The sequence below is a fragment of the Polaromonas sp. genome (genome assembly GCF_049790275.1).
Lineage (GTDB): Bacteria > Pseudomonadota > Gammaproteobacteria > Burkholderiales > Burkholderiaceae_C > Polaromonas.
Genome location: NZ_JBAQYR010000052.1, coordinates 49631 through 65862, shown reverse-complemented (window position 1 = coordinate 65862; position 16232 = coordinate 49631). Strand labels below are relative to the sequence as shown.

Here is a 16232-nt window from a genome sequence, read left to right as displayed (position 1 = left end):
ATAGCTGTTAGACCGTCTCCGGGCGTTCCAATGGCGGTTTGGCAAGGTGACAATCCGCAATGACCCCATGGGGAAAGCGCCACCGCAGCAGTACCCTCATACCTCAACACCAGAACTGGAGACTGAAAATGAACAAAAGAAACCTTTTCAAAACCGCCGTGGCGGTTGCTGCCTTGTGCGCTGCCGGCGCCGGTTTTGCACAGCAGGTCACGCTTCGCCTGCACCAGATGCTGCCGCAGCAGGCCACCATTCCGGCGAAGGCTTTGATCCCCTGGGCGCAGAAGGTGGAGAAGGACTCCGGCGGGAAAATCAAGGTGCAGCTGTTTCATGCCATGCAGCTTGGCGGCACGCCGCCCCAGCTGTTCGACCAGGCCCGTGACGGCGTGGTGGACCTGACCTGGACCGTGCTGGGTTACACGCCGGGCCGCTTCAACAAGTCGGAAGTGTTCGAGCTGCCCTTCATGAGTGGCAACGCCGAGCAGTCGTCGCGCGCGTTTCAGGAATACGTCGAGAAATTCGCCGCCGATGAGTTCAAGGACGTCAAGCTGATTGCCGTGCACACGCATGGCCCGGGGCTCTTCCACACGAAGACGCCGGTGACGGGGCTTGAAAGCCTGCGCGGCATGAAGATCCGCGGCGGCTCGCGCGTGATCAGCAACATGCTGGCCAAGCTGGGCGCCACACCCGTGGGCATGCCCGTGCCGGCCGTGACCGACGCGCTGTCCAAGGGCGTGATCGATGGCACCACCATTCCCTGGGAAGTGACGCCTGCGCTGAAGGTCAGCGAGCTGGTCAGGAACCACACCACCTTTGCCGGCAAGGAAGGCCTTTACACGCAGACCTTTGCGTTCTCGATGAACAAGGCGGCCTACGAGAAATTGCCGCCCGACCTGAAGAAGGTGATTGACGCCAACTCCGGCATCGAAACCGCGGCCATGTTCGGCCGTGCGATGGACGAAGGTGACAAGGTGGGCCGTGCCATCGCTGAAAAAGCGGGCAATAACATCGTTGCGCTGGACATCGCCGAGACACAGCGCTGGCGCCGTACGGCCTCCACGGTGGAGACCGACTGGGTTGCCGAAATGAAGGGCAAGAACATCGACGGTGCCAAGCTGGCTTCCGAAGCCCGCTCGCTGATCGCCAAGTACCAACGATAATTGGCGCGCGCAGGCCGTTCGCGGCCTGCCGGTTTTTTGCCCACAAACGCTGCTCCTGTTTCGCTGCAAAGGCGAAGGGTGCGGCTTACTCTTACATGGTGATGAATTGAAGCTGCTTTCCCTGTTGGCCAGAGCCTGCGCGGTCCTGGCGGGTGTCATCCTGACCGTTATCACGCTGATCACCTGCGTCAGCCTGATCGGACGCAACACCGTCGGCACGACGCTGGTCGGCGACTATGAACTGACCGCCGCCGCCGCCGGTGCCGCCGTGGCGCTGTTCCTGCCCTGGTGCCAGCTGCGCCGTGAAAACATCATCGTGGACTTTTTCACCTCGCGCCTGTCCGCCGCAGCCAATAGCGGGCTGGACCGCTTTGGCAGCGCGCTGATGGGCGTGGTGATGCTGTTGCTGGCGTGGCGCACCACGGTGGGTGGCATGAATGCCTTCAGCTCCAACTCCACCACCATGATGCTGGGATTCCCCGAGTGGATCATCTACGTACTCATGGTGCCCCCGATTGTCCTGACTGGGGTGATTGCCCTGGCTCAGACCGTGTATGGCGATTTTTCGGAGCAGGGCCAATGAGTTCCTTGATGTTGGCGGGCCTTATTTTTGCCTGCATGCTGGTGTTGATGGCGATTCGCGTGCCGATCGCCATTTCCATGTTTGTCGCCGGTGTTTTCGGCTACCTGTACCAGGTCGGCCTGGCGCCGTTCCTGAACAACCTCAATGGCCTGACCTACGCCCGGTTTGCGAGTTACGACCTGTCGGTGATTCCGCTGTTCATCCTGATGGGCAACTTCGCCACACAGGGCGGTATTTCCAAGGCCCTGTTCCAGTTTGCGAGCGTGGTGATGGCGGGTTTTCGCGGCGGCCTGGCCATGGCGGCCGTGATGGCCAGCGCGGCCTTCGGCGCCATCTGCGGCTCGTCCATCGCCACGGCGGCCACCATCACCTCGGTGGCCTTGCCCGAGATGAGGCGCCACGGGTATTCGGGGCGTCTTGCCACCGGCACGCTGGCGGCAGGCGGTACGCTGGGCATCCTGATTCCGCCGTCCGTCCCCCTGGTGATCTACGCCATCCTGACCGAGCAGAACATTGCCAAGTTGTTTGCAGCGGCCACCGTCCCCGGCATCATTGCCATGTGCGGGTACATGATTGCCATCGCCGTTTATGTGCGCCTGTTCCCCGGTCATGCGCCCGAGCATGACGACGACCGTCCGCGCATGACGCTGGCCGGTGTGATGGCCGTGGCGCCCATCGCCGTCATCTTCACCATCGTGTTCGGCGGCATCTACGGCGGGCTGTTCACGCCCACCGAAGGCGCAGGCGTGGGAGCGGCGGCCACGTTCGTCGCGGCCCTTCTGCGGCGCGAGCTGACGCTCGAGAAAATCAAGCTGTGTTTTTATTCCACGGCGGGCGCCAGCGCGATGATCTTCATGATCTTCATCGGCGCCGACATGATGAACACCGCCCTGGCGCTGACCCAGGTGCCGGCGCAGCTGGCCACCGTCATCCAGGGCTGGAACGTGGCGCCGGTGATGGTGGTGTCGGGCATTTTGCTGTTCTACGTGGTGCTGGGCGCGGTGATGGACGAGTTGTCCATGATCCTGCTGACCATCCCGATCTTCTTTCCGGTGGTGATGGGGCTGGACTTCGGCATGCCCAAGGAATCCGTGGCCATCTGGTTCGGCATCATGGTGCTGATGACGGTGGGCTTCGGCCTGCTGGCGCCGCCGGTGGGCCTCAATGTCTATGTGGTCAACGGCATGGCCAAGGGCGTGCCCATCTCCGAGAGCTACAAGGGCGTGATGCCCTTCCTGGTCAGCGACGTGCTGCGTACCATCCTGCTGCTCGCGTTTCCGCCCATCTCGCTGTGGCTGGTCAGGTTCGTGGGGTAGTGCGCGCAGGCACTGCACAGCTCCTGAGGTGCTATTGAATCAGTAGCTGACTACGCCCGGCTGGCATGGGCTGGGGCCACTTTTAATTCATTGTTTCCTGTCAAACCGGCCGCACCTGTCATACAGGTTTGTTCTGGCTGCCAGATGGCGGGGTGGCTTCCGGTCACGTGCTGCATGGGCCAAAATGCCCAATATCAACGACACGCAACACGGCAGACACCCACATGACTGTTCATCGCTTTGCCTCCGGCCTTCTGGCCTCCCTGCTGCTGGTTTCGCTGGCCGCGGCACAAACCTTCCCGAGCAAACCCGTCAGGATCGTGGTGCCTTTCGGCGCTGGCGGCGTGGCCGACCTGACGGCACGCACGGTGGCGCAGAAGCTGGGTGAGTCGCTCGGCCAGCCGGTGGTGATCGAGAACAAGCCCGGTGCCGGCGGCGTGGTGGCCGGCGACACGGTGGCCAAGGCCGAGCCTGATGGCCACACCCTGCTGCTGATGTCCAACGGCACGGCGGTCAGCGCAGGCCTGTTCAAGTCGCTGCCGTTCGACACGCTGCGCGATTTCGCGCCGGTCTCTACCCTGGGTTTCTTTGACATTGCCATCGTCACGCCGGCCGACTCGAAGTTCAAGACCCTGGGCGAGCTGCTGGCCTTTGCCAAGGCCAACCCGGGCAAGCTCAATGTCGGCACCATCAACATCGGCAGCACGCAAAACCTGACGGCCGAGCTGTTCAAGACCAGCTCGGGTGCCGACATGCAGATCGTCCCGTTCAACGGCACGCCGGCAGTCATCACGGCCTTGCGCGGCGGGCAGATTGATGCTGCGGTGGAAATCCTCGGGCCGGTACTGCCGCAGATCAAGGCCAATGCGCTGCGCGCACTGGCTGTCACCGGCGAGAAGCGCGCCGCCGTGCTGCCCGAGGTGCCGACGGCCAGGGAAAGCGGCCTGCCCACCTTTGTGGCCTCCAGCTGGAACGCGCTGGCCGCGCCGGCCAAAACCTCCAAAGACGTGATCGCCCGGCTGAACAAGGAGATCATCGCCGCGGTCAATTCGCCGGATGTTCGCAAGAAGCTGCAGGACCTGAACGTCGAAGCACGCTCCAGCTCGCCGGAGCAGGCAGCCGCATTGCTGGCCAGCGAAACCAGGCGCTGGGGTGAGGTGATCACCCGCGCCAGAATACCGACACAGTAGGAATGCAACAGGCCGGGGCCTGGCGTGGCGCCGGGCCGGCCGCAGGAGAAAATTCATGAAGTTTGAACACATGGGCATGGTGGGTTACGGCGAGGTTGGCAAGATTTTTACCGCCGGCCTCAAGGACAGGTTTTCAGGTAGCAGCGCCTGGGACCTCAAGTTCGAAGCACCCGCGCTGCGTGAAGCGCAGCTGGCGCATGCAGCGCAGGCAGGCGTTGCAGCGTGTACCTCCATGGCCGAGCTGTGCGGGCGTTCCGACCTGGTGGTCTCGGCCGTCACTGCGTCGAACACGCTGGCGGTGGCGCAGGCGGCAGCGCCGCATATCCGGCGCGGCGCGGTGTTCCTGGACCTCAATTCCGCATCGCCCGGCACCAAGCAGCAGGCAGCGGCCCTGATCGATGCCGCGGGTGCGCATTATGTCGAAGCGGGCGTGATGACCTCGGTGCCGCCTTACGGCATCCGGGTGCCGATGTTGCTGGGTGGTGCACGTGCGGCCGAACTGGCCGCGGTGCTTGCGGCCTGGGGCATGGATGCAAAAGCGGTCAGCGAAAAGCTGGGCGTGGCCAGCGCCATCAAGATGTGCCGCAGCGTGATGATCAAGGGCCTGGAGGCGCTGGTGATCGAGAGCTACACCACTGCGCGTGCCTACGGCGTGGAAGCGCATGTGCTGCCGACGCTGGCCGAAACCTTCCCCAGCATTGACTGGGAAAAGCAGGGCGCCTATTTCTTCAGCCGCGTGGTGCAGCACGGCCAGCGCCGGGCCGAGGAGATGCGCGAGGCGGCCAACACCGTGCGTGAAGCCGGGCCGGGGTTCGACCCCTTCATGGCTTCAGCCATTGCCGACAAACAGCAATGGGTGGCCGACCAGGCCCGGGAGGGTGTCTTCAAAGACATTGGCAAGGATGCCCGCTGGCAGGACTACGCGGACCGCCTGCTGGCCGCCGTCCCGAAAAAAACCTAATCAGTCTTGACCCGGCCCGACTGGATCACGGGTTTCCATCTGGCGATTTCACTGGCGATGTGTTTGCCGAAGGCCTCGGGCGTGGTGGGCGTGGCGACCGCACCTTCGTTGTTCAGCCGCGTTTTGAGTTCCGCCGAGTTCAGCGACAGGTTGATCTGTGCATTGAGCCTGGCAACAATCTCGCGCGGTGTGCCGGCCGGAGCCACCACGCCATACCACTGGTCGGCCTCGAAATCCCTGTAGCCCGCCTCTGCCACCGTGGGCAGATCGGGCAGGGCCGGAAGGCGCTGCGGTGAGGAAACGGCAATCGCGCGCAACTGGCCGTTTTTGATCGGGCCCAGCACGGCAGGTGCGCCGGTGAACAGCACCTGGATCTGCCCGCCGATCAGGTCGTTGACTGCGGGGGCGGTACCCCGGTATGGAATGTGCAGCAGCGAAGTGCCGGTCTGCAGCTTGAAATACTCGGTGGCCAGGTTGGCCGCGCTGCCGTTGCCGCCGGAGCCGTAGTTGAGCTGGCCGGGACGCGACTTCGCCAGCGCCACCAGCTCTTTCACCGAGCGCGCTGCCACCTGCGGGTTCACCACCAGCACATTGGGCACACGCGCCACCCAGGCCACGGGTGCAAAACTTTTGAGCGGGTCATAAGGCAGGGCCGGGTAGAGCGAGGGGTTGACTGCCAGCGTGCCGATGTGGCCCATGAGCAGGGTGTAGCCGTCCGGCGCGGCTTTGGCCACCTTGTCGGCGCCCAGGCTGCCGCCCGCGCCGGGCACGTTGTCGATGACAACCGCCTGGCCCCAGGCCCTGGTCAGCTCCTGGCCGATGGCGCGCGCGAGGATGTCCGTGCTGCCGCCGGGCGTGAAGGGAACAACGAGGCGGATGGGTTTGGTGGGGTAGCTTGCACCGGCAGTAGCGGGGGCTTGTGCCGTGGCGGCGCCTGCAGCCAGCAGGGTTGCGGCGAGAAACAGGCGGCTTGTCAGGGGTGTCAAAGGTCTGCTCCGGAAATGAGGGTGACTGGCCATGCTCAGAGGTAGGGCTTGAGGGCTTCGACCACCACCGCCTTGACGACGTCGATGGCCATTTTTTGCGTGTCGGTGCTGGCGCGGCGTGCAGAGCGCACCAGCATCAGCTCGCTCATGATGCGTGGGGAGCGGATGCTGCGCAGGCTGAATTGGGCCGTGTCTTCGACGTTGCTCAGCGTGTAGCTGGGCAGCACGGCGTGGCCCATGCCCTCCCTGACCAGGCTCAGGATGGCGTTCAGGCCGTCCACCTCCAGCGAGATTTGCGGCTTGCAGCCGATGGTGATCATTTCGCCTTCGATCAGGATGCGGAAGGCATTCGGCCGGCTGGGCAGGATGAGGGGAAGGGTGGCGACTTCGGCGAGGCTGATGGGCTGGCGCTTGCCCGTGCTGCCTTTTTTGACGGGCGCCTTGATGCTGCCCTTGCGTGAAATCAGCACCAGCTCTTCCGAGTGCAGTGTGATGGTTTCCAGCTCGGGTGAACGTTCGGAGTTGTAGAGCACGGCCATGTCGAGGTTGCCCACGCGCAAACCTTCCTGCATCAGCATCGAAAAACCTTCGGTCAGCGTCAGTTGCGCGTGCGGCAGTTGCTGCCTGAAGGCCTGGGTCAGCGGCACCGTGATGAGTTTGGACAGGCTGGGCGGCAGGCCGATGGACACCCGGCCCGCCAGGCCGCCGCGCACTGCGCCCAGCTCTTCGCGAGCGACTTCCACCTGGTGCAGGATGCCGCGCCCGTGCTTGAGCAGCAGCTTGCCGGCTTCCGTGGGAATGGCGCCGCGTCCGGTGCGCGTCAGCAGGTTTTGCCGCAGCTCGACTTCGAGCAGCCGGATCTGGCGGCTCAGGGCCGGCTGGGCAATGTCGAGCGCGATGGAGGCGCGCGTGAAGCTGCCCAGTTCGGCCACGCGCACGAAGTACTCGAGTTGCTTGAGATCCATGGCCGTCTTTTTGAATAACCTTTGGCTTATTATGCCCAAATGTTATACCTGCTAGTCCGGGCCATGCCTTTCCACCGGGCGCGGAACGACCCAGAATCCCTTCATGCAAAGCGCCATTCCCTCCATCAAGGGCATCTCCTCCATGGCCACCCGCCAGGTGCTGGCCGAGCTGGTGGCCGGGTTCCAGCAGCAGTCGGCTTGCGCAGTCACCATGGAGGCCGTGGGCGGCGTCGATGCCGCGAAACGTGTGCAGGCCGGTGAAGCCTTCGATGTGGTGGTGCTGGCCTCCGACGCAATCGACAAGCTCATCGCTGCCGGCCACCTGCAGGCGGGCAGCAAGGTCGACCTGGTCCGCTCCGGCGTCGCCGCCTGCGTGCGTGCCGGCGCGGCGCTGCCCGACATCGGTTCGGAAGACGCGGTGAAACGCGCCGTGATGGCCGCAGATAGCATCAGCTATTCCACCGGGCCCAGCGGCGTGGCGCTGGCCAGGCTGTTCGAGCGCTGGGGCATTGCCACAGACATACAGGGCCGCATGGTGCAGGCCCCGCCGGGTGTGCCCGTCGGCGCACTGGTGGCGCGCGGCGAGGTCGAGCTGGGCTTCCAGCAACTGAGCGAGCTGCTGCACGTGGAAGGCATCACCGTGGTCGGCCCGCTGCCGCCAGCGATCCAGATCATCACCACCTTTTCCGCCGGCGTTCATGCCAGCGTGGCGGCCGGTTCGCAGCAGGCGGAGCGGGTGCATGCCATGTTGGACTACATGCGCTCGCCACAAGCCGCCGAAGCGAAACAGCGCCAGGGCATGGAACCGGCCTGAACACATCACGAACACAGGAGAAAGCATGAGCCTCATCATTGACTGCCACGGTCACTACACCACGGCACCCAAGGCGCTGGAGAACTGGCGCAACCAGCAGATCGCGGGCATCAAGGACGCGTCCGTCATGCCCAAAGCGGCCGATCTCAAGATCAGCGACGACGAGCTGCGCGAGAGCATTGAGACCAACCAGCTCAGGCTGATGAAAGAGCGCGGCAGCGACATCACGCTGTTCTCGCCGCGCGCCAGTTTCATGGCCCACCATATCGGCGACTTCAATGTCTCCAGCACCTGGGCGGCCATTTGCAACGAACTGTGCTTCCGCGTGAGCCAGCTTTTCCCCGACCACTTCGTGCCCGTGGCCATGCTGCCGCAGTCACCGGGTGTCGATCCGAAAACCTGCATTCCCGAGCTGGAAAAGTGCGTCAAGGAATACGGCAATGTTGGTATCAACCTGAACCCCGATCCTTCGGGCGGCCACTGGACTTCGCCGCCGCTGACCGACAAGCTCTGGTACCCCATCTACGAAAAGATGGTCGAGTACGACCTGCCGGCCATGATCCATGTCTCGACGTCCTGCAACCCGGCCTTTCATACCACCGGCGCGCATTACCTGAACGCCGACACCACGGCTTTCATGCAGCTGATTCAGGGCGATTTGTTCAAGGACTTTCCGACCTTGCGCTTTTTGATTCCGCACGGCGGCGGCGCCGTGCCTTATCACTGGGGGCGCTTCCGCGGTCTCGCGCAGGAGATGAAGCGTCCGCTGCTCAAGGACCACCTGCTCAACAACGTGTTTTTCGACACCTGCGTCTACCACCAGCCAGGCATCAACCTGCTGAACACCGTGATCCCGGTGAAAAACGTGCTGTTTGCGTCCGAGATGATTGGCGCGGTGCGCGGCATCGACCCGGAAAGCGGCCACTACTACGACGACACCAAGCGCTACATCGAGGCTTCCACGATCCTGAGCGCGGACGACAAGCACCAGATCTATGAAGCCAACACGCGCCGCGTGTTCCCGCGCCTTGACGCGCTGCTCAAAAAACAGGGGAAATGAACATGTTCGAACTCGGCGTTGTTTACCGCAACATCACAAGGGCCGACCGCGCTGCGGCCGACCGCATGGCGCAATACGGCTCGGCCACCGTGCACGAAGCCATGGGCCGTGTGGGCCTGATGAAACCTTATATGCGGCCCATCTATCCCGGGGCGCAGGTGTCCGGCACGGCCGTTACTGTGCTGCTGCAGCCCGGCGACAACTGGATGATGCACGTGGCGGCCGAGCAGATCCAGCCCGGTGACATCGTGGTGGCGGCCTGCACCGCCGACAACACCGACGGTTTCTTCGGCGACCTGCTGGCCACCAGTTTCATGGCGCGTGGCGCGCGCGGCCTCATCATCGACGGCGGCTGCCGCGACGTGAAGACGCTGCAGGAGATGGGCTTCCCGGTGTGGAGCCGCGCCATCAGTTCCAAGGGCACGGTCAAGGCCACGCTGGGCTCGGTCAACATTCCGGTGGTTTGCGCGGGCATGAGCGTCAACCCGGGCGACGTGATCGTCGCCGATGACGACGGCGTGGTGGTGGTACCGGCCGCGCTGGCGGCGAAGACTGCCGACGCCGCTGCCGCGCGTGAAGCCAACGAAGGGGAGAAGCGCGCCAAGCTGGCCTCCGGCATTTTGGGCCTGGACATGTACAGCATGCGCGAACCGCTGGCCAAGGCCGGGCTCAAATATATTGACTGACGAGCCCATCATGGAAAAAACTGCAACTGGCGACTTCATCAAAACTCCCGGTTGGCTCGACTGGTATGCCGGTCCCAGCAAACCGCGCTTCAAACTGCCGGCTGGCGCGGTGGACGCACACTGCCATGTGTTCGGACCCGGTGCGCAATTTCCCTACGCGCCCGAGCGCAAGTACACGCCATGCGATGCTTCCAAAGACCAGCTGTTCGCACTGCGCGACCACCTGGGCTTTGATAAAAACGTGATCGTGCAGGCTACCTGCCACGGCAGCGACAACCGCGCGCTGGTCGATGCCCTCCGGCACTCGAACAACAAGGCGCGCGGCGTGGCCACGGTCAAGCGCGATGTGTCCGACGCCGAACTGCAGGACATGCATGCTGCCGGCGTGCGCGGTACACGCTTTAATTTTGTCAAGCGCCTGGCCGACTTCACGCCGCGCGAAGTGCTGCTTGAAATTGCCAACCGCATTGCGCCGCTGGGCTGGCATGTGGTGGTGTATTTCGAGGCGCAGGACCTGCCCGAGCTGTACGATTTCTTCACTGCCCTGCCAACTACCGTGGTGGTAGATCACATGGGCCGGCCCGATGTCAGCAAGCCGGTGGACGGCCCCGAGTTCGCGCTGTTTGTGAAGATGATGCGTGAGCATGACAACATCTGGAGCAAGGTCAGCTGCCCCGAGCGACTCAGCGTGAGCGGCCCGCCGGCTCTGAACGGCGAGCAAAACGCTTACCGCGATGTGGTGCCCTTTGCCCGGCACCTGGTCGAAACATTTTCCGACCGCGTGTTGTGGGGCACCGACTGGCCGCACCCCAACCTCAAAGACCACATGCCCGACGATGGCCTGCTCGTGGATTACATTCCCCACATCGCCACCACGCCTGCGTTGCAGAAGAAACTGCTGGTGGACAACCCGACCCGGCTTTACTGGGGAGACTGATCATGTCACTCGAAAAACCTTACCTTGACGTTCCCGGCACCACCATTTTTGATGCCGAGCAGTCGCGCCTGGGCTACCACCTGAACCAGTTTTGCATGTCGCTCATGAAAGCCGAGAACCGTGCGCGCTTCAAGGCCAACGAACGTGCCTACCTCGACGAGTGGCCCATGAGCGAAGAGCAGAAGCAGGCGGTGCTGGTGCGTGACCTGAATCGCTGCATCAAGGCGGGCGGCAACATTTATTTCCTGGCCAAGATCGGCGCCACCGACGGCAAGAGCTTCCAGCAGATGGCGGGCAGCATGACCGGCATGACCGAGGAGGAATACCGCGACATGATGATTGGCGGAGGCCGCTCTGTCGAGGGCAACCGCGTGGTCGGTGAAGACGGAACCGCGCAGGCCCACCGCCAACCCCAAGGCCGAGCCGGCCAGACCCGGAATACCTGAACATGGCCAAAATCACCGCATCCGTTTACACCTCCCACGTGCCAGCCATCGGCGCGGCGCTGGACCTGGGCAAAAGCGGCGAGCCTTACTGGCAGCCCGTGTTCAAGGGTTACGACTTCTCCAAACAATGGCTCAAGGACAACACGCCCGACGTGATTTTCCTGGTCTACAACGACCATGCCACGGCCTTCAGCCTGGAGATGATTCCCACCTTCGCCATCGGCACCGCTGCCGAGTTCACGCCGGCCGACGAGGGCTGGGGCCCGCGCCCGGTGCCCAAGGTCATCGGCCACCCCGAACTGGCCGCGCACATTGCGCAGTCGGTGATCCAGCAGGACTTCGACCTGACCATCGTCAACAAAATGGACGTGGACCACGGCCTGACCGTGCCCTTGTCGCTGATGTGCGGCCAGCCGCAGGCCTGGCCCTGCCCGGTGATTCCGTTTGCCGTCAACGTGGTGCAGTACCCTGTGCCCTCGGGCCGGCGCTGCTTCGAACTGGGCAAGGCCATCCGCAAGGCGGTCGAGAGTTTTGACAAGCCGCTGAAGGTGCAGATCTGGGGCACGGGCGGCATGAGCCACCAGCTGCAGGGCCCGCGAGCCGGCCTGATCAACAAGGAGTTCGACAACGCTTTCCTGGACCAGCTGATTGCCGACCCCGAGAGTCTGGCGTCCAAGCCGCACATCGACTATGTACGCGAAGCCGGCTCCGAAGGGATCGAGCTTGTGATGTGGCTGATCGCCCGTGGCGCCATGGCCGATGTGGCCGGCGGCCCCGCGCCAAAAGTCGCGCACCGCTTCTACCATGTGCCTGCCAGCAACACCGCGGTAGGCCACCTGATTCTGGAGAACAAGTAATGGCAAAAACCATCAAAGTCGCGCTGGCAGGCGCCGGTGCCTTCGGCATCAAACACCTCGACGGCATCAAGAACATCGAAGGCGTGGAGGTTGTCTCGCTGGTCAGCCGCGAGCTGGAGAAAACAAAAGAAGTCGCCGCCAAATACGGCATTGCCCATGTCACCACCGACCTGGCCGACAGCCTGGCGCTCAAGGAGGTGGATGCCGTCATCCTGTGCACGCCGACCCAGATGCATGCCGAACAAAGCATGGCTTGCATGAAGGCCGGTAAACATGTGCAGGTGGAAATTCCACTGGCCGACACTCTCAAAGGTGCGCAGGAGGTGGTGGCCCTGCAGAAGCAGACCGGGCTGGTTGCCATGTGCGGCCACACGCGCCGCTTCAACCCCAGCCACCAGTACGTGCACAAGGAAATTGCGGCGGGCAGGTTCAACATCCAGCAGATGGATGTGCAGACCTATTTCTTCCGCCGCAGCAACATGAATGCGCTGGGCCAGCCACGCAGCTGGACCGACCACCTGCTGTGGCATCACGCGGCCCACACGGTGGACCTGTTCGCTTACCAGTGCGGCAGCCCCATCGTGAAAGCCAATGCCATCCAGGGCCCGATTCACCCGACGCTGGGCATTGCGATGGACATGAGCATCCAGCTCAAGGCGGCCAACGGCGCCATCTGCACGCTGTCACTGAGTTTCAACAACGACGGCCCGCTGGGCACCTTCTTCCGCTACATCGGCGACCGCGCTACCTACATTGCGCGGTATGACGACCTCTTCAACGGCAAGGAAGAAAAAATCGATGTGAGCAAGGTGGATGTGTCCATGAACGGCATCGAGCTGCAGGACCGCGAGTTTTTCGCCGCCATTCGCGAAGGCCGCGAGCCGAACAGCAGCGTGGCCAAAGTGCTGCCGTGCTACCAGGTGCTGCATGATCTTGAACAGCAACTGAGCTAATCGATATAATTGCGGTTCAGGCGCTGAGGGGCGCCTGCCCGCACAAGAGGCTCTCACCCTCCTTCAATTTTTTCTTCAACCTGACAGATCACGGGTTCGTTGGCCAAGCGCGGGATTGGCCTATACGCACCCAGGAGTCTTGTCATGGCATCAATCCCTTCTTTTCCCCATCTTCCCGCGCCGGCTTCTGCCGGCCGCACCCGCAGCGAGCTGAAAAAGCAGTACCGGGAAACCCCGCCGCCCATGGGCGTCTACGCCATCCGCAGCCTGTCCAGTGGCCGCTTGATCGTGGAGGCAAGCACGAACGTGCACGCGGCGATGAACCGCGCCCGCTTCGAGCTGGACCGCAAGTCCTACCGCGACAAGCAACTGCAGCAGGACTGGCTGGCCTTCGGGCCGGACCATTGCCGCTTCGAAGTCATCGACCTCGTCAAGCAACGGGAAGACCCGGCCTTCGATTACAAGGCGGAGCTGGCCGGGCTGCTGACGATGTGGCGCGAGGAGCTGGGCGTATGAAAGCCAATGCACTTGACGATTGCCTGCAGGTCAGCTTGGCTCATGCAAGCCTCACACTGAAACTGGACGACGTTCTGGGCCTCTTCCATGGCCTGAGCCTCGGGGAGTTCATTCTGCTGCGCCTGCTGTCGCAGGCCGAAGGCGGGCGCTTGCCCCTGGCCGGCCTGGTGCGACCTCTGGGTGTGCGTATGTCGGCCGTGCTCCGGCAGCTTGCACCTCTGGAAAAGACGGGCTATCTCCAGCGTGAACCCGGGCGCATGGTGGCCGTGCGGCCGGCCGGACGGGCACGGGTGACCGAGGCTGCAGTGACCGCCGAGGCTGTTTGTTCGGAAGCGCTGGCGGGCATGGATGCCGCGGCGCGCGAGAGCGTGAAGACCGTGTTGTCACAGCTGTGCCGCAGCACCGCACTGGAGCTCGCATGACGGCGATGCTTGATGAACTGAAGACACGCGCGCGGCTTAGTCTCAATGCCGCCCGGCGGGAGGAGGCGGACTCTGCCGGGGTGCGCTTGCGCCATTGTCTGAACCAGGTGGCGCGTGATGTGGGCTTTGCCCACTGGGAGCACGCGCGGGCCGTGCTGGGAGGTTTGGCGACGCGGGAGGACGACATGGGGACGTTCTGGCACGCGCCGCGGACCGGTATTTTGCTGAATCTGTGGCTGGCAAGGTACGAGGAAGCGCGGGCGGCGCTGGAGGCTGACCCGCGGGCCTACCTGCTGCCTTACCGGCGCCAGTTCATGGTCGTTCAGGCAGATTTCATTCAGGAACTGGGCGTGGACGCGAACCATCCCGCATGGGCCGAGACCAACCATGACCTGGTGGCTGCTTATGGCGGCAGCCCCTGGTTGACATTGGCCGGCCAGCGGCTGAGGGCTCCACGGACGAGCTTCGTTTCCAGTTAAGCTTGAGTGATGCAAGAGCGAACCATAGGCCCTTTCCACGTTTCAGCCATCGGCCTGGGCTGCATGAACCTGAGCCACGCTTACGGCACGCCGCCGTCGGCAGAGCAGGGCGAACGTGTGCTGCTGGCGGCGCTGGACGCCGGTGTCACGCTGTTCGACACGGCGGCGCTGTACGGCTTTGGCGCCAACGAAACTCTGGTGGGCAAGGTGTTGTCAAAGCACCGCAGCCGCTTCACGCTGGCCAGCAAGGGCGGCATGGCAGGCGTTCAGTTTGAAGATGGCGTCAAGCGTGTCATCGACGGCCGGCCCGAGGCCATCCGGAAAAACTGCGAAGACAGCCTGAAGCGCCTGCAGACCGATGTGATTGATCTGTACTACCTGCATCGCTGGGACAAGAAGGTGCCGATTGAAGACAGCGTGGGCGCCATGGCCGAGCTGGTGCGTGCGGGCAAGGTGCGCAGCATCGGCCTGTCCGAGGTGTCGGCAGCCGCCTTGCGCAAAGCCCATGCCGTGCATCCCATCGCGGCCGTGCAGACCGAGTATTCGCTGTGGACGCGCAACCCCGAAATCGCGGTGCTCGAGGCCTGCCGCGAACTGGGCGCAACCTTCGTGGCCTTCAGCCCGGTGGCGCGCGGTTTTCTGTGCGACGCGGTGCACGACGTCGGCACCCTGGACGCGAAAGACATCCGGCGTTCGATGCCGCGTTTCGATGCGGCCAACCATGCAGCCAACCTGCGGCTTCTGCCGGGGTACAAGGCGCTGGCGGCGGAGGCCGGGTGCACGCCTGCCCAGTTGGCGCTGGCCTGGCTGCTGCACAAAGCGCCGCACATCATCCCGATTCCCGGCACCACTTCTGTGGAGCATCTGACAGAAGATCTCGCCGCCGCCGACGTGAAGCTCGATGCCGGCCTGCTCGCGCGGGTGCAAGTCCTGATCAACCAGCACACCGTGGCGGGCAATCGCTACAGCGCGCAGTCGCAGAGCGAAGTCGATACCGAAACGTACTAGTACTGCAACCCGAAAATATCGAAACATGAAAGCGCGTCTTCGCACCCATGGCGGCGTTGCAACCCTTGCGAAGGCGGCCAGCCTTCGCTGCGGTTTGCGCCTTGCCCTGGGCACGAATCCATCACTTTCATCTTGTTCCGATACTTCCAGGTTGCAGCACTAGGCGGCGGCATGCAAGGCACGCTGATGCTTCTGCCGGGCCTGATGTGCGACGCCGCCGCCTGGGCGCACCAGGTGGCGGCCTTGCCGGCCCGCTGCGTGGTACCGGCCTGGGGCTTGCGCAGTTCCCTTTCCGACATGGCCCGGCAAGTGCTGCAGGAAGCACCCACCGAACGTTTTGCGCTGGCCGGGCATTCCATGGGCGGGCGCGTTGCGCTGGAGGTGATGCGCCTGGCACCCCAGCGCGTCGACCGTCTGGCGCTACTGGATACCGGCACGCATCCCCTGGCCCCGGGTGAGGCTGGCGAGAAGGAGCGGGCAGGGCGCATGACCCTGCTGATGCTGGCCCGCAGCCGCGGCATGCGCGCGCTTGGCGAGCAGTGGGCGCGCGGCATGGTTCACCCGGACCAGCTGGACACGCCGCTTTTTGAATCCATTCTGGATATGCTGGAGCGCAGCAACCCCGACCAGTTCGCAGCACAGATCCACGCACTGCTGAACCGGCTCGATGCCGCCGCGCTGTTGCCCGGCATCGAGTGCCCCACACTGGTTTTGTGCGGACGCGACGACGCCTGGAGCCCGCCGCCGCAGCACCAGGCCATGCATGCCGCCATTGCCGGTTCCAGCCTGCGCCTTGTAGACCATTGCGGCCACATGAGCACCATGGAGCGGCCGGCAGAAGTCAGCGCCGCCATGGCGGACTGGCTGGCGCGCGACTGAATCTGATGCTTCAAAAA

19 protein-coding genes are annotated in these 16232 nt (G+C 63.7%); 17 read left to right on the top strand and 2 right to left on the bottom strand.

Annotated elements, in window-relative coordinates:
• Positions 1-128: 128 nt before the first annotated feature.
• The 5 genes from WA904_RS07075 (at position 129) to WA904_RS07055 (ending at position 5207) form a co-directional block, all read left to right on the top strand.
• The gene (locus tag WA904_RS07075) at positions 129-1157 is read left to right on the top strand and encodes a TRAP transporter substrate-binding protein (RefSeq protein WP_425196420.1); all 1029 of its coding nucleotides are present in this window, start codon (positions 129-131) and stop codon (positions 1155-1157) included.
• Between the two features lie 106 nt (positions 1158-1263).
• Positions 1264-1740: a TRAP transporter small permease gene (locus WA904_RS07070; RefSeq protein WP_425196419.1), complete on the top strand. Its 477-nt coding sequence runs from the start codon at positions 1264-1266 to the stop codon at positions 1738-1740.
• Entirely contained in the window at positions 1737-3056 is a 1320-nt protein-coding gene (locus WA904_RS07065) for a TRAP transporter large permease (protein WP_425196418.1), read from the top strand. Before WA904_RS07070 ends, WA904_RS07065 begins: the two co-directional genes overlap by 4 nt.
• A gap of 224 nt (positions 3057-3280) precedes the next feature.
• Positions 3281-4246: a Bug family tripartite tricarboxylate transporter substrate binding protein gene (locus WA904_RS07060; RefSeq protein ID WP_425196417.1), complete on the top strand. Its 966-nt coding sequence runs from the start codon at positions 3281-3283 to the stop codon at positions 4244-4246.
• Positions 4247-4301: 55 nt separating this feature from the next.
• Positions 4302-5207, top strand: a complete 906-nt coding sequence (locus WA904_RS07055; protein WP_425196416.1) for a DUF1932 domain-containing protein — start codon at positions 4302-4304, stop codon at positions 5205-5207.
• Here WA904_RS07055 and WA904_RS07050 read toward each other — a convergent pair.
• Both WA904_RS07050 and WA904_RS07045 read right to left on the bottom strand, forming a co-directional pair.
• Positions 5204-6226, bottom strand: coding sequence for a Bug family tripartite tricarboxylate transporter substrate binding protein (locus tag WA904_RS07050; protein WP_425196415.1), 1023 nt, complete (start codon positions 6224-6226; stop codon positions 5204-5206). The two genes, WA904_RS07055 and WA904_RS07050, sit on opposite strands and share 4 nt — an antisense overlap.
• 2 nt (positions 6227-6228) lie before the next feature.
• Positions 6229-7158 carry a LysR substrate-binding domain-containing protein gene (locus tag WA904_RS07045; RefSeq protein ID WP_425196414.1) on the bottom strand — a complete coding sequence of 310 codons (930 nt, stop codon included), beginning with the start codon at positions 7156-7158 and terminating at the stop codon, positions 6229-6231.
• A 103-nt stretch (positions 7159-7261) separates the two neighbouring features.
• Here WA904_RS07045 and WA904_RS07040 point away from each other — a divergent pair, with 103 nt between their 5' ends.
• The 12 genes from WA904_RS07040 (at position 7262) to WA904_RS06985 (ending at position 16215) form a co-directional block, all read left to right on the top strand.
• On the top strand, positions 7262-7972 hold the full coding sequence (locus WA904_RS07040) for a substrate-binding domain-containing protein (protein ID WP_425196413.1): 711 nt from the start codon (positions 7262-7264) through the stop codon (positions 7970-7972).
• Between the two features lie 25 nt (positions 7973-7997).
• On the top strand, positions 7998-9032 hold the full coding sequence (locus WA904_RS07035; RefSeq protein ID WP_425196412.1) for an amidohydrolase family protein: 1035 nt from the start codon (positions 7998-8000) through the stop codon (positions 9030-9032).
• Positions 9033-9034: 2 nt separating this feature from the next.
• Positions 9035-9718 carry a 4-carboxy-4-hydroxy-2-oxoadipate aldolase/oxaloacetate decarboxylase gene (ligK, locus tag WA904_RS07030; RefSeq protein WP_425196411.1) on the top strand — a complete coding sequence of 228 codons (684 nt, stop codon included), beginning with the start codon at positions 9035-9037 and terminating at the stop codon, positions 9716-9718.
• A 10-nt stretch (positions 9719-9728) separates the two neighbouring features.
• Positions 9729-10655 (top strand): amidohydrolase family protein, encoded by a 927-nt coding sequence (locus tag WA904_RS07025; protein WP_425196410.1) that lies wholly within the window; start codon positions 9729-9731, stop codon positions 10653-10655.
• Between the two features lie 2 nt (positions 10656-10657).
• The gene (gene ligA, locus WA904_RS07020) at positions 10658-11101 is read left to right on the top strand and encodes a protocatechuate 4,5-dioxygenase subunit alpha (RefSeq protein ID WP_425196409.1); all 444 of its coding nucleotides are present in this window, start codon (positions 10658-10660) and stop codon (positions 11099-11101) included.
• 2 nt (positions 11102-11103) lie between these two features.
• Complete coding sequence (locus tag WA904_RS07015; RefSeq protein WP_425196408.1) at positions 11104-11958, top strand: class III extradiol dioxygenase subunit beta; 855 nt, start codon at positions 11104-11106, stop codon at positions 11956-11958.
• Positions 11958-12911, top strand: a complete 954-nt coding sequence (locus WA904_RS07010; RefSeq protein ID WP_425196407.1) for a Gfo/Idh/MocA family oxidoreductase — start codon at positions 11958-11960, stop codon at positions 12909-12911. Before WA904_RS07015 ends, WA904_RS07010 begins: the two co-directional genes overlap by 1 nt.
• A 144-nt stretch (positions 12912-13055) precedes the next feature.
• Positions 13056-13427 carry a GIY-YIG nuclease family protein gene (locus tag WA904_RS07005; RefSeq protein WP_425196406.1) on the top strand — a complete coding sequence of 124 codons (372 nt, stop codon included), beginning with the start codon at positions 13056-13058 and terminating at the stop codon, positions 13425-13427.
• A complete protein-coding gene (locus WA904_RS07000) occupies positions 13424-13849 on the top strand; it encodes a MarR family winged helix-turn-helix transcriptional regulator (protein WP_425196405.1) in 426 nt (141 codons plus the stop codon). The genes WA904_RS07005 and WA904_RS07000 overlap by 4 nt, the downstream gene beginning before the upstream one ends.
• A complete protein-coding gene (locus WA904_RS06995) occupies positions 13846-14328 on the top strand; it encodes a hypothetical protein (protein ID WP_425196404.1) in 483 nt (160 codons plus the stop codon). The genes WA904_RS07000 and WA904_RS06995 overlap by 4 nt, the downstream gene beginning before the upstream one ends.
• A gap of 9 nt (positions 14329-14337) precedes the next feature.
• Positions 14338-15336, top strand: coding sequence for an aldo/keto reductase (locus WA904_RS06990; protein ID WP_425196403.1), 999 nt, complete (start codon positions 14338-14340; stop codon positions 15334-15336).
• A 171-nt stretch (positions 15337-15507) separates the two neighbouring features.
• Positions 15508-16215: an alpha/beta fold hydrolase gene (locus WA904_RS06985; RefSeq protein ID WP_425196402.1), complete on the top strand. Its 708-nt coding sequence runs from the start codon at positions 15508-15510 to the stop codon at positions 16213-16215.
• Positions 16216-16232 lie beyond the last annotated feature (17 nt).

Coding starts and splice junctions, on each gene's coding strand:
- WA904_RS07005 (WP_425196406.1), top strand. CDS start 13,056: ATGGCATCAATCCCTTCTTTTCCCCATCTTCCCGCGCCGGCTTCTGCC.
- WA904_RS06990 (WP_425196403.1), top strand. CDS start 14,338: ATGCAAGAGCGAACCATAGGCCCTTTCCACGTTTCAGCCATCGGCCTG.
- WA904_RS07025 (WP_425196410.1), top strand. CDS start 9,729: ATGGAAAAAACTGCAACTGGCGACTTCATCAAAACTCCCGGTTGGCTC.
- WA904_RS07045 (WP_425196414.1), bottom strand. CDS start 7,158: ATGGATCTCAAGCAACTCGAGTACTTCGTGCGCGTGGCCGAACTGGGC.
- ligK (WP_425196411.1), top strand. CDS start 9,035: ATGTTCGAACTCGGCGTTGTTTACCGCAACATCACAAGGGCCGACCGC.
- WA904_RS07055 (WP_425196416.1), top strand. CDS start 4,302: ATGAAGTTTGAACACATGGGCATGGTGGGTTACGGCGAGGTTGGCAAG.
- WA904_RS07015 (WP_425196408.1), top strand. CDS start 11,104: ATGGCCAAAATCACCGCATCCGTTTACACCTCCCACGTGCCAGCCATC.
- ligA (WP_425196409.1), top strand. CDS start 10,658: ATGTCACTCGAAAAACCTTACCTTGACGTTCCCGGCACCACCATTTTT.
- WA904_RS06995 (WP_425196404.1), top strand. CDS start 13,846: ATGACGGCGATGCTTGATGAACTGAAGACACGCGCGCGGCTTAGTCTC.
- WA904_RS07010 (WP_425196407.1), top strand. CDS start 11,958: ATGGCAAAAACCATCAAAGTCGCGCTGGCAGGCGCCGGTGCCTTCGGC.
- WA904_RS07065 (WP_425196418.1), top strand. CDS start 1,737: ATGAGTTCCTTGATGTTGGCGGGCCTTATTTTTGCCTGCATGCTGGTG.
- WA904_RS07000 (WP_425196405.1), top strand. CDS start 13,424: ATGAAAGCCAATGCACTTGACGATTGCCTGCAGGTCAGCTTGGCTCAT.
- WA904_RS07035 (WP_425196412.1), top strand. CDS start 7,998: ATGAGCCTCATCATTGACTGCCACGGTCACTACACCACGGCACCCAAG.
- WA904_RS07060 (WP_425196417.1), top strand. CDS start 3,281: ATGACTGTTCATCGCTTTGCCTCCGGCCTTCTGGCCTCCCTGCTGCTG.
- WA904_RS07040 (WP_425196413.1), top strand. CDS start 7,262: ATGCAAAGCGCCATTCCCTCCATCAAGGGCATCTCCTCCATGGCCACC.
- WA904_RS07075 (WP_425196420.1), top strand. CDS start 129: ATGAACAAAAGAAACCTTTTCAAAACCGCCGTGGCGGTTGCTGCCTTG.
- WA904_RS07050 (WP_425196415.1), bottom strand. CDS start 6,226: ATGGCCAGTCACCCTCATTTCCGGAGCAGACCTTTGACACCCCTGACA.
- WA904_RS06985 (WP_425196402.1), top strand. CDS start 15,508: ATGCAAGGCACGCTGATGCTTCTGCCGGGCCTGATGTGCGACGCCGCC.